The organism is Empedobacter sp. GD03739 (assembly GCF_029843245.1).
Lineage (GTDB): Bacteria > Bacteroidota > Bacteroidia > Flavobacteriales > Weeksellaceae > Empedobacter > Empedobacter falsenii_B.
The window spans coordinates 25,963-37,051 of the sequence record NZ_JAOCHX010000031.1 but is presented as its reverse complement, the minus strand read 5'-3'; the positions used below and the strand labels follow the sequence as shown (position 1 = coordinate 37,051).

7 protein-coding genes and 1 pseudogene are annotated in these 11,089 nt (G+C 34.0%); 6 read left to right on the top strand and 2 right to left on the bottom strand.

Annotated elements, in window-relative coordinates:
* Window positions 1–57: 57 nt before the first annotated feature.
* Entirely contained in the window at window positions 58–588 is a 531-nt protein-coding gene (locus N5E64_RS11000; protein ID WP_038332036.1) for an RNA methyltransferase, read from the bottom strand.
* 80 nt (window positions 589–668) lie between these two features.
* Between N5E64_RS11000 and mutS the strand changes: the two genes are divergently transcribed.
* From mutS to N5E64_RS10970, 6 genes and pseudogenes are all read left to right on the top strand, one after another.
* Window positions 669–3,224 carry a DNA mismatch repair protein MutS gene (gene mutS / locus N5E64_RS10995; protein ID WP_280037599.1) on the top strand — a complete coding sequence of 852 codons (2,556 nt, stop codon included), beginning with the start codon at window positions 669–671 and terminating at the stop codon, window positions 3,222–3,224.
* A gap of 11 nt (window positions 3,225–3,235) precedes the next feature.
* Entirely contained in the window at window positions 3,236–4,039 is an 804-nt protein-coding gene (locus N5E64_RS10990; RefSeq protein ID WP_115001460.1) for a M48 family metallopeptidase, read from the top strand.
* 97 nt (window positions 4,040–4,136) lie between these two features.
* Window positions 4,137–6,041, top strand: coding sequence for an acetate--CoA ligase (gene acs, locus N5E64_RS10985; protein WP_280037598.1), 1,905 nt, complete (start codon window positions 4,137–4,139; stop codon window positions 6,039–6,041).
* 180 nt (window positions 6,042–6,221) lie between these two features.
* Entirely contained in the window at window positions 6,222–6,869 is a 648-nt protein-coding gene (locus tag N5E64_RS10980; protein ID WP_219033620.1) for an O-methyltransferase, read from the top strand.
* Window positions 6,869–7,633: a C40 family peptidase gene (locus tag N5E64_RS10975; RefSeq protein ID WP_280037594.1), complete on the top strand. Its 765-nt coding sequence runs from the start codon at window positions 6,869–6,871 to the stop codon at window positions 7,631–7,633. The genes N5E64_RS10980 and N5E64_RS10975 overlap by 1 nt, the downstream gene beginning before the upstream one ends.
* A 140-nt stretch (window positions 7,634–7,773) precedes the next feature.
* Window positions 7,774–10,269 (top strand): annotated as a pseudogene (locus tag N5E64_RS10970) (cation-translocating P-type ATPase).
* Between the two features lie 32 nt (window positions 10,270–10,301).
* On the opposite strand, the gene N5E64_RS10965 reads toward N5E64_RS10970, so the two are convergent.
* Complete coding sequence (locus N5E64_RS10965) at window positions 10,302–11,072, bottom strand: alpha/beta fold hydrolase (RefSeq protein WP_280037593.1); 771 nt, start codon at window positions 11,070–11,072, stop codon at window positions 10,302–10,304.
* Window positions 11,073–11,089 lie beyond the last annotated feature (17 nt).

Below are 11,089 nucleotides of genomic sequence, written 5' to 3'. Positions count from 1 at the left end.
TCCGCCTCAAATTTTGTTGTGAGACGGATTCTTTTTTATTTTGCTTACCGCTTTCCGTTATTTCATAAATCCTTCATACCATTTCCATAAAATAATTCCTGTACAAACCGAAACATTAAGCGAATGTTTTGTTCCTGATTGTGGAATTTCGATACACGTATCACATTGATCAATGATTGATTGTTGCACACCATCAACCTCATTTCCCATCACAATTGCATATTTCTGAGATTGGTCAACTTCAAATTCATTTAACAAAACAGAACCTTCCGTTTGTTCAATCGTTACAATTTGATAACCATCTTCTTTTAATTTAGCAACCAATTCATTCGAATCTTTCACATATTCCCAATCAACAGAATTTTCTGCACCAATGGCCGTTTTATGAATTTCTTTATGAGGTGGAGTTGCTGTAATTCCACACAAATAAATTTTATCAATTAAAAATGCATCCGAAGTTCTAAAAACTGCACCAACATTGTGCATACTTCTCACATTATCCAACACCACAACAATCGGGTGTTTTTCAATAGCTTTATATTCTTCCGCAGAAACGCGACCTAATTCGTCTAATTTTAGTTTTCTCATCACTTCGTTTTTAACTAACTTAGCTGTTCAAAATTTATAATAATTTGACAAAAGTAGTAAAGAATAAGGAAACTCCTCTAATGAAACAATATAACACCATCAAGGCGAAATATCCTGATGCAATGTTGTTGTTCCGTGTGGGAGATTTTTACGAAACATTTGGAGAAGATGCTGTGCGAGCTTCTCGCATTTTAGATATAGTTTTAACGAAACGTGCCAATGGCTCTGATAATAGCGCTTTGGCAGGTTTTCCTCATCATAGTTTGAATACTTATTTGCCGAAATTGGTGAAAGCTGGTTTGCGTGTTGCAATTTGCGATCAGCTCGAAGATCCAAAGATGGTAAAAGGTATCGTGAAACGAGGTGTTACAGAATTGGTTACGCCTGGTGTTGCATTGCAAGATGAGGTTTTGTCGTCAAAATCGAATAACTTTTTGATGGCTGTTCATCAAGGTGATAAAGCTTTTGGAATAGCTTTGTTAGATGTTTCGACAGGAGAATTTTTGGTTTCGGAAGGACAAGAAGATCAAGTAGCGAAAATTATTCAATCGTTTCGACCAAGTGAAGTGATTTACCAAAAACGTGTTAAATATAATTTTTCTGATGTCAAAAGTAAATTTTTGTTGGATGATTGGGCTTTTCAATATGATTTTGCAATTGATAAATTAACCAATCTTTTCAAAACAAAGAATTTAAAAGGTTTTGGAATCGAAGATTTAAAAGATGGAATTATCTCTGCTGGTGCTATTTTAGCTTATTTGGATGATACGCATCATTTCGAAATTCAGCATCTAACATCTATTCAGCGTCTTAATCAAGATAGTTTTGTGTGGATGGATCCATTTACGATTCGCAATCTCGAATTGGTTTATTCTCCACATCCAAAAGGTGTTACGTTATTAAATGTTTTAGATGATACCAAAACTCCGATGGGTGCTCGTTTATTGAATCGTTGGATGGTGATGGTATTGAAAGATTTGAAATCAATTCAACGTCGTCAAAATATTGTCGAATACTTCTACAAATTTGGAGATTTACGTTACGATTTGCGAGAAAAATTAGGTCAATTAACCGATTTAGAACGTTTGGCTGGAAAAGTTTCGACAGGTAAAATTACACCTCGTCAATTGCAACAATTAGCACAAAGTTTGAAAATTTCGGAAGAAATAAAAGAAGTTGCTGAACAATCGAATATCAAAGAAGTTGCAGATTTATTTTCTCGAATCGAACCAATTGATCATTTAACACAAAAGATTTTTGATACACTTTCTAACGAGCCTCCGCATCAAATTGTAAAAGGAAATGTAATTAGAGAAGGTGTTTCAGAAGAATTGGATCGATTACGAAAAATTCAGTTTTCTGGAAAAGATTATTTGGATCAAATGTGTCAACGCGAAACAGAACGAACTGGAATTTCGTCCTTGAAAATTGCATTCAATAATGTGTTTGGTTATTATATTGAAGTTCGAAATACGCACAAAGATAAAGTGCCAGAAGAATGGATTCGTAAGCAAACTTTGGTGAATGCAGAGCGTTATATTACCGAAGAATTAAAAGAGTACGAAACACAAATTCTTGGTGCAGAAGAAAAAATTCTTGCTATAGAAAATCAATTATTTATTGAATTGTTACAAGAAATTATCACTAAACTTTTACCGATTCAACAAACGGCAAAAGCAATTGCATTTTTGGATGTTTTGTCAACTTTTGCAGAAATAGCAGAGAAAAATAATTACACAAAACCTTCTCTTAATGATGGTTTTGAACTAAATATAAAAGAAGGTCGTCATGCTGTGATTGAGCAACAATTACCAATTGGCGAACAATATGTGTCGAATAATGTTGAGTTAAATTCGGATCATCAGCAAATTATTATGATTACTGGACCAAATATGTCTGGTAAATCGGCGCTTTTACGTCAAACTGCTTTGATTGTTTTGATGGCGCAAATGGGAAGTTTTGTTCCAGCTCAAGCTGCAGATTTAGGAATCATTGATAAAGTTTTTACTCGAGTTGGTGCTTCAGATAATATTTCATCAGGTGAATCGACATTTATGGTCGAAATGAATGAGACAGCAAGTATCTTAAATAACATTTCGGAACGAAGTTTGATTTTATTGGATGAAATTGGTCGAGGAACTTCGACTTACGATGGAATTTCGATTGCATGGGCAATTGCAGAATTTTTACATCAAAGTGCCTTGAAACCAAAAACATTGTTTGCAACGCATTATCATGAATTGAATGAAATGTCAAAATCGATGGAACGTATCAAAAACTTTAATGTTAGTATCAAAGAAACAAAAGATACAATATTATTTTTGAGAAAATTAGTTCCAGGAGGAAGTGAGCACAGTTTTGGTATACATGTTGCTAAAATGGCTGGGATGCCAAAACGAGTGGTGGACAGAGCGAATGATGTGCTAAAGGTTTTGGAAGCAACGAAAACAGATGAAGGAATCTCGAATAAAACGGAGAAAATAACGCAAGATAATATGCAATTAAGTTTCTTTCAATTAGATGATCCAATTTTAGAATCGATTCGAGAAGAAATTATGAACACAGATATCAATACTTTAACGCCTGTTGAAGCATTGATGAAATTGAATGAAATCAAAAAGAAACTCGGTAAATAAACTTAAAAAATATGAAAAAAATAATTTTAACCGCTGCAGGAGCTTTAGTCTTAGCTTCTTGTGCTACAAATCCAGTTACAGGACGTAAATCGTTGTCATTAGTTTCTAATGCAGATTTATTTCCGACAGCTTACAATCAATATTCTCAAATTCTTAAACAAGGGAAAGTAATTACAGGTACTGCCGATGCTAAAATGGTGCAAACAGTAGGGGAACGTTTAAAATATGCCGCTGAAAAATATTATCAAGAAAAGGGAATATCTTCTCAATTACAAGGTTATCAATGGCAATTTACGTTGTTAAATGCAAACGAAGTAAATGCATGGTGTATGCCTGGAGGTAAAGTTGCGGTTTATTCAGGTATTTTACCTGTTACCAAAGATGCAACTGGATTGGCTGTTGTTTTAGGTCACGAAATTGGTCACGCTTTGGCTGGTCATAGTGCGGAGCAAGCTTCTCAGCAAATGGCCGCACAAGGTTTAGGACAAATAGTTGGTGGATCCATTGGAAATGCAGAATATGCAAAAGTTTTTGAACAATTATATCCTGTAGGTGCACAAGTTGGTTTACTAAACTATTCTCGTAAAATGGAATTAGATGCTGATGTTACAGGATTGTATTTAATGGCGATGGCGGGTTATGATCCTTCTCAAGCAATTCCTTTTTGGGAACGTATGGCGGCGAAAAGTGGAAATGCAGGAGTTTCAGAATTCTTGAGTACTCACCCTTCGGATGCGACGCGTATGGCTAAAATAAAGGAAGCCTTACCAACTGCTTTAGCATATTACAATGCAAGTCCGTATAAAGAAAAATAGAATAGTTTTTATTCATTTGTAAAATATAGGCGAGTTAATTTGATAAATTGATTCGCTTTTTTTATATTTAGTATTCAAAACCACAATTAAAATTAAAATGATTAACAATTTTAGAATCAATTCGTTTTCTGAATATAAGAAAGCGTATAAAAAAAGTGTCGAGGAGCCTGAAAAATTTTGGGATAAAATTGCTGGAAACTTCGTTTGGCAAAAGAAATGGGACAAAACACTTGAATATAATTTTGAACAAGCAGATTTTAAATGGTTTCAAGGTGGACAACTAAATATTACCGAAAATGTTTTGGATCGTCATTTGGAAAAAAATGGAAACAAAACAGCTTTAATTTGGGAACCAAATAATCCTTTAGAAGAATCTCGAATTATTACATATCGTCAATTGCATTCAAAAGTTTGCCAATTTGCGAATGTCTTAAAAAATAATGGCGTACAAAAAGGAGATCGTGTGTGTATTTATATGCCAATGATTCCAGAATTAGCCATCGCGATGTTAGCTTGTGCTCGTATTGGCGCGGTACATTCTATTGTTTTTGCAGGATTTTCTTCTGCTGCTATAGCTTCTCGTATCAACGATGCGCAATGTAAGGTTTTGGTGACAGCAAACGAAGTTTTTCGTGGAACGAAATCAATTAACTTAAAAGCAATTTGTGATGAAGCCTTAAAAGATTGTGCTTCTATTCAGTCGTGTATCGTTTATCGTCGTGCTATCGAGCCTACTTCTATGGTTGGTGGACGTGATAAATTTTGGATTGATGAAATGCATAAAGTAGACGATAATTGTCCTGCGGAAATTATGGATGCTGAAGATCCTTTGTTTATCTTGTATACTTCTGGTTCTACGGGAAAACCAAAAGGAATGGTGCATACATGTGGTGGATATATGGTGGAAACGGCTTATTCGTTCGATAATATTTTCCAAATGGAACACAACGATATTTATTGGTGTACAGCAGATATCGGTTGGATTACAGGACATAGTTACATTATTTATGGACCTTTGGCTTGTGGAGCAACTTCGGTAATGTTCGAAGGAATTCCAAGTTTTCCAGATTTTGGACGTTTTTGGGAAATTGTCGAAAAATTAAAAGTGACACATTTCTATACAGCTCCAACAGCAATTCGTTCGTTAGCTCGTGAATCGTTAGATTATGTCGAGAAATATGATTTATCAAGTCTTAAAGTTTTAGGATCAGTTGGTGAACCAATTAACGAAGAAGCTTGGCACTGGTTTAATGATTATATTGGAAAAGGAAATTGTCCAATTGTGGATACATGGTGGCAAACAGAAACAGGATCTATTTTGATTTCGCCATTAGCAGGAATTACGCCGCTTCGTCCAACGTTTGCAACATTACCGCTTCCTGGAATTCAGCCAGTTTTAATGGATGAACAAGGAAAAGAAGTAGAAGCAGTAAATGAAAAAGCAGAAGGACGTTTAGCAATTAAATTTCCTTGGCCATCTATGGCTCGTACTATTTATGATGATCATAAACGCTATGTAGAAACTTATTTTTCAACATTTCCGGGCTATTATTTTACAGGAGATGGAGCGTATCGTGATGTAATGGAAAATTATCGAATTACAGGACGTGTAGATGATGTGGTGATTGTTTCTGGACATAATTTAGGAACTGCGCCAATAGAAAATGCGATAAATGAACACGAAGCTGTAGCGGAAAGCGCAGTTGTTGGCTATCCTCATGATATCAAAGGAAATGCATTATATGCTTTCGTGATTTTACAAGATGGAGTACAAGGTTCACCAGAACTTGAAGCAGAAATAAAAAATGGAGTTTCTAAATTAATTGGAGCAATTGCAAAACCAGATAAAATACAGTTTGTTTCAGGTTTACCAAAAACGCGAAGCGGAAAAATTATGCGTCGTATTTTGAGAAAAATTGCAGGTAACGAAACTGATTTTGGCGATACTTCAACATTATTAGATCCAGATGTTGTAACTGTTATTCAGAAAGGAAAAATTTAAAGTAAGGCTGAGGTTAAGATTTAGCCTAAGTTTATCAGAATAATTTTCAAAACAAAAAGCATTACCCAAAAAGTAATGCTTTTTTGGTTTGATTATTTTGGATAAATTTTCTCTTCTAAATTTCCTTTATATAGCCGATATTCAATGCATTTTTTGTAATTTTGTTGACTTTTTAAAGGTATGATAAAAATTTCACCAGTTTTAGAATCGTATTTAGATCATCATGTGGATCAAGAACCTGAAATCTTGAGCCGATTACGTGTTGAAACCTATCAATGTACAACGCAGCCCCACATGATTTCGGGCGAATATCAAGGTCGTTTGTTAAGCATTTTGTCAAAGATTTTAGCTCCAAAAACTATTTTAGAGTTAGGAACTTTTACAGGTTACGCAACATTGTGTTTGGCAGAAGGTTTAACTACTGATGGAAAAATCATAACGATAGATAAAAATGATGAGTTAGAATATCTTTGCAGAAAGTATTTTGATGAATCAGAATTTGCCTCAAAAATTGATTTCAGAATCAATGATGCGCGTGAAGAATTGAACACAATTGAAAAAGATTCTGTAGATTTAGCTTTTATTGATGCCGATAAAGAGAGTTACCCTTATTATTTCGAGAAGGTTTTGGAACTTCTTCGTCCCGGAGGAGCAATGTTAGTTGACAATGTGTTGTGGTACGGAAAAGTGATGATGGAGGAGGAAGATAAAAAAGATCCTTCGACAAAAATCTTGAAAGAATTTAATGAGATGGTAACGAAAGATGAACGTGTCGAATCGATCATTTTACCAATTCGTGATGGAATTACGTTAATTCGAAAAAAATAATGAAGTACGCCATTTGTCAAGTAAGTGTTGCGCCATTGCGCTACGAAGCAAGAGATTCATCAGAAATGGTGAGTCAGGTTTTGTTTGGAGAAAAGTTGATTATTTTAGAAGAATTAGAAAAATGGACTAAAGTTCAGTTAGCTTTTGATGGTTACGAAGGTTGGCTAGATCCAAAACAAATTGTAGAAATTTCGGAAGAAGAATATAATAAAGATTCGATCGAGAAATTTGCAATTAATCCGTATAATCATGCGATGGAAAATGGCTTGCCAATGACGTTGACAATTGGAGCTGAAGTTCGCGCTTTGAATGAAAGTAAAATCAAAATTGGTCCAAAATGTTTTGAATATTTTGGGGTATATACGTCTGGTAAAAAATCAAAAGATCAATTGGTAGAAATTGCAAAAGCCTATCTAAATGTGCCTTATTTGTGGGGCGGAAAATCTTCTTTTGGAATTGATTGTTCTGGTTTAACGCAACAAGTGTACAAAATAGGAGGTTACAAAATTCCGAGAGATGCTTATCAACAAGCGGAAATGGGTGAAGTTTTGAGTTTTGTAGAAGAAGCAGAACCAGGCGATTTAGCTTTTTTTGATAATGCAGAAGGTCTAATTATTCATGTCGGAATTATGTGTGGCAATGGTAAGATTTTGCATGCACACGGAAAAGTTCGCATTGACCCAATCGATACAAATGGAATTTTCAATACCGATTCTCAAAAATATTCGCATAAACTGCGATGCATTCGAAAATTAATTCCTTAATAATAGAGCAAAAATCATTTCGAAAGAAATGATTTTTTTGTTTTAATTGAAATCAAATCTAAATAGGATATAATCAAGTATTAAACTATTTTTTAATTGGATTTAGCTGTAACTTTAGTAAACACTAATCGATTGAAATAATGTCTATAAAAATTCCTGAAAATTTAAAAGGGTTATCTGATTCTGAAGTCAAAAAAGCTCAACAACAATACGGAGATAATGCAATAGAGGGTGAACGTAATTCTGCTTAGTATAGTTTATTATTTGATATTATAAAAGAACCAATGACGCTAATTTTGATTGCTGTATCAATTATTTATGTGTTGGTTGGTGATTTGGGTGAAGCTGCATTTATGTTTGTGGCTATTGTTGCTGTGACAGGAATTTCATTTTACCAAGATTCTCGTAATCAAAAAGCTCTGCAAGAGTTAGAAAAGTTGAACGAACCTTTGAGTTCAGTTATTCGTAATGGACAATTAGTTGAGATTCCAACACACGAAATTACAATTGGTGATTTGTGTGTGACGGAAGAAGGAAAGATGATTAATGCGGATGGAAATATTGTTCATAGTAATGATTTTTCGGTGAATGAATCGGCTTTAACAGGCGAAAGTATGTCAGTTTTTAAAGATATAGATCATCCAGAAATTTACAGTGGAACTTTGACAGTTTCTGGTTTGGCTATTTTTGAAGTGACAGCCATTGGAGCAGAAACGAAGTTGGGAAAAATAGGAACGTCAATTTTATCTATAAAAGAAGAAAAATCGCCTTTGCAATTGCAGATAGAAAAATTTGTGAAAGGAATGGCAATCATTGGAATTATTGTTTTTGCAATGGTTTGCGGATTCAATTATTTTCAAACAAAAGACATTGTAAGTAGTTTATTAAACGGTTTGACTTTGGCAATGTCTATTTTACCCGAAGAAATACCAGTTGCATTTACTACATTTATGGCATTGGGTTCATGGAAATTATTACGCGAAGGAATTATTGTAAAAAAGAGTAGTGTTGTCGAAACTTTAGGAAGCACAACTGTTATTTGTAGTGATAAAACAGGCACAATTACCGAAAATTCGATGAAATTGAATGCAATTTATGATGCAAAAATGTGTACGGTTTTTGATGAAAATCAATTCAATGATGTCGAAATTTCTAAGATTATACAATATGCGATGTGGAGTAGTGAACCTGTTCCATTCGATCCAATGGAAAAAACGTTGCACCGAGTTTACGAACAAACACAGGTTGATGAGCGCAATCAATATCAAATGTTTTTCGAATATCCTTTATCTGGAAAACCTCCGATGATGACGCATTGTTTTAAAAATAAAGATAATCAACGAATAATTGCGGCAAAAGGTGCTCCAGAAGCTATTTTACAAGTTTCGAATCTTTCTGATCAACAAAAAGATCATTTACGAAACGTTATTCGCGATTTTGGAACAAAAGGTTTCCGACTTTTGGGTGTTGCAAAATCTACTTTTAATTCAAACGATTTTCCAAAACAACAACAAGATTTACCTTTTGAATTGTTAGGTTTTGTTGTCTTTTATGATCCGCCTAAAAAGGGAATAAATGAGGTTTTCGAGAAAATATATAATGCCGGAATAAAAGTAAAAGTAATTACAGGCGATAATGCCGAAACTACGATGAGTATTGCGAATCAGGCAGGAATTATTCATGCTGAAGATAGTATTACAGGAAGTGAAATTACACAACTTTCTGAAAAAGAATTATTAAAAGCAGCCGACGAAAAAGTCTTATTTGCACGAATGTTTCCCGAAGCAAAATTAGCCGTCGTGAAAGCTTTGAAAGAGGATGGAGAAGTAGTGGCAATGTTGGGCGACGGAGTAAACGATGGACCAGCATTGAAAGCCGCACACATTGGTGTTGCAATGGGCGAAAAAGGAACTGAAATAGCCAAACAAGCTGCGCAATTAATTTTAACAAATGATGATTTAGGAAAATTAGTTATCGGAATAGCTGCTGGAAGACGCATTTATACGAATCTTAAAAAAGCTGTTCAATACATTATCTCGATTCATATTCCAATTATATTAATTGTTTCATTGCCGTTGTTTTTAGGTTGGGCTTTTCCGCAAATTTTCACACCGGTTCATGTTATTTTCTTAGAATTGGTAATGGGACCAACCTGTTCTATTGTGTATGAAAACGAGCCTTTAGAGAAAAATTCTATGAACGAAAAACCTCGTCCTATGACGGAAACTTTTCTGAATTGGAAAGAACTTTCAACAAGTATTATTCAAGGAATTATCATCACATTAGGATTGCTTTTTGTTTATCAATACACTTATCAGTTAGGCGGAAATGAAGAGAAAACCCGAGCAATGGTTTTTACAACGTTGATTTTCTCAAATGTTTGGTTAAGTTTAACGAATAGATCGTTTTATTATAGCTTGTGGTCAAGTTTTAAAAATAAAAATAATTTAATGGTTGGCGTTACAATTCTTACATTGCTTATACTTTTTGCAATACTGTATATAAAGCCAATTTCTTTATTTTTTAAAGTTTCTTCGTTGAATCTAAAAGAATTAGGAATGGCGATGTTTGTAGCAATGTTATCTGTATTGTGGTTTGAAGTTTATAAATGGATTAAACGTAGGAGAAAAAATTGAGTAAAATGGTAATATTTAGGTTTATTGATTCGTTATAACGAATCAATAAACTCAACTGTTTTTGCCAAAGTCGGCGTCCTATTCTCTTTGTAAGGTGTATGTTTTGCATCAGGAACAAGATAACTTTCTTTTCCTCCTTTTACATTGTTGATAATTCCATTTACTTGCTCAATCGAACCATATTCATCATCAATTCCTTGAATAACCAAAGTTGGACATTCGATGTTTTGCAATTCTTTTCGAATATCAAAATCAATAAAATCTGGGCGTAACCAAGTTTCTGTCCACATCTCAAAAACTTTCTGCGTTTTATCGCCATGATATTTTGTCAAACGTTCTTTCAAATTAGTTTCTGCATATGCAATTTTTGCATCTCTGATTCCTTGTAAAGAAATTTCTTCTACAATAATGTGCGAACCAACTACAACAATTCCTTTTAAATTTTGATGATATTTCGAAGCATAAAGTAACGCAATCGATCCGCCATCGCTATGTCCAAATAAAATAATGTCTTTGAAGTTGAAATATTGAACCAAATCATTTAGAAAATCTGCTTCATCATGCATGTAAGTCAATTCGCGACGATCAATGGTAAAAGGCGACGATTTTCCATAACCTTTTCTATCGTAGATGAATAAATTACAATTTGTTTTTTCGGCAACTTCTTTTGGGAAATCTCTCCAAAGTTGGGTGCAACCTAAGGAATCGTGTAAAAAAATAAGTGTTGGATTTTCTGGATTTATTTCGTGGTGAACATAATGAATATTGGCGTTGTTGATTTCTAAACTATTTTCTATTTCCATTTTATGTAGTGATTTTT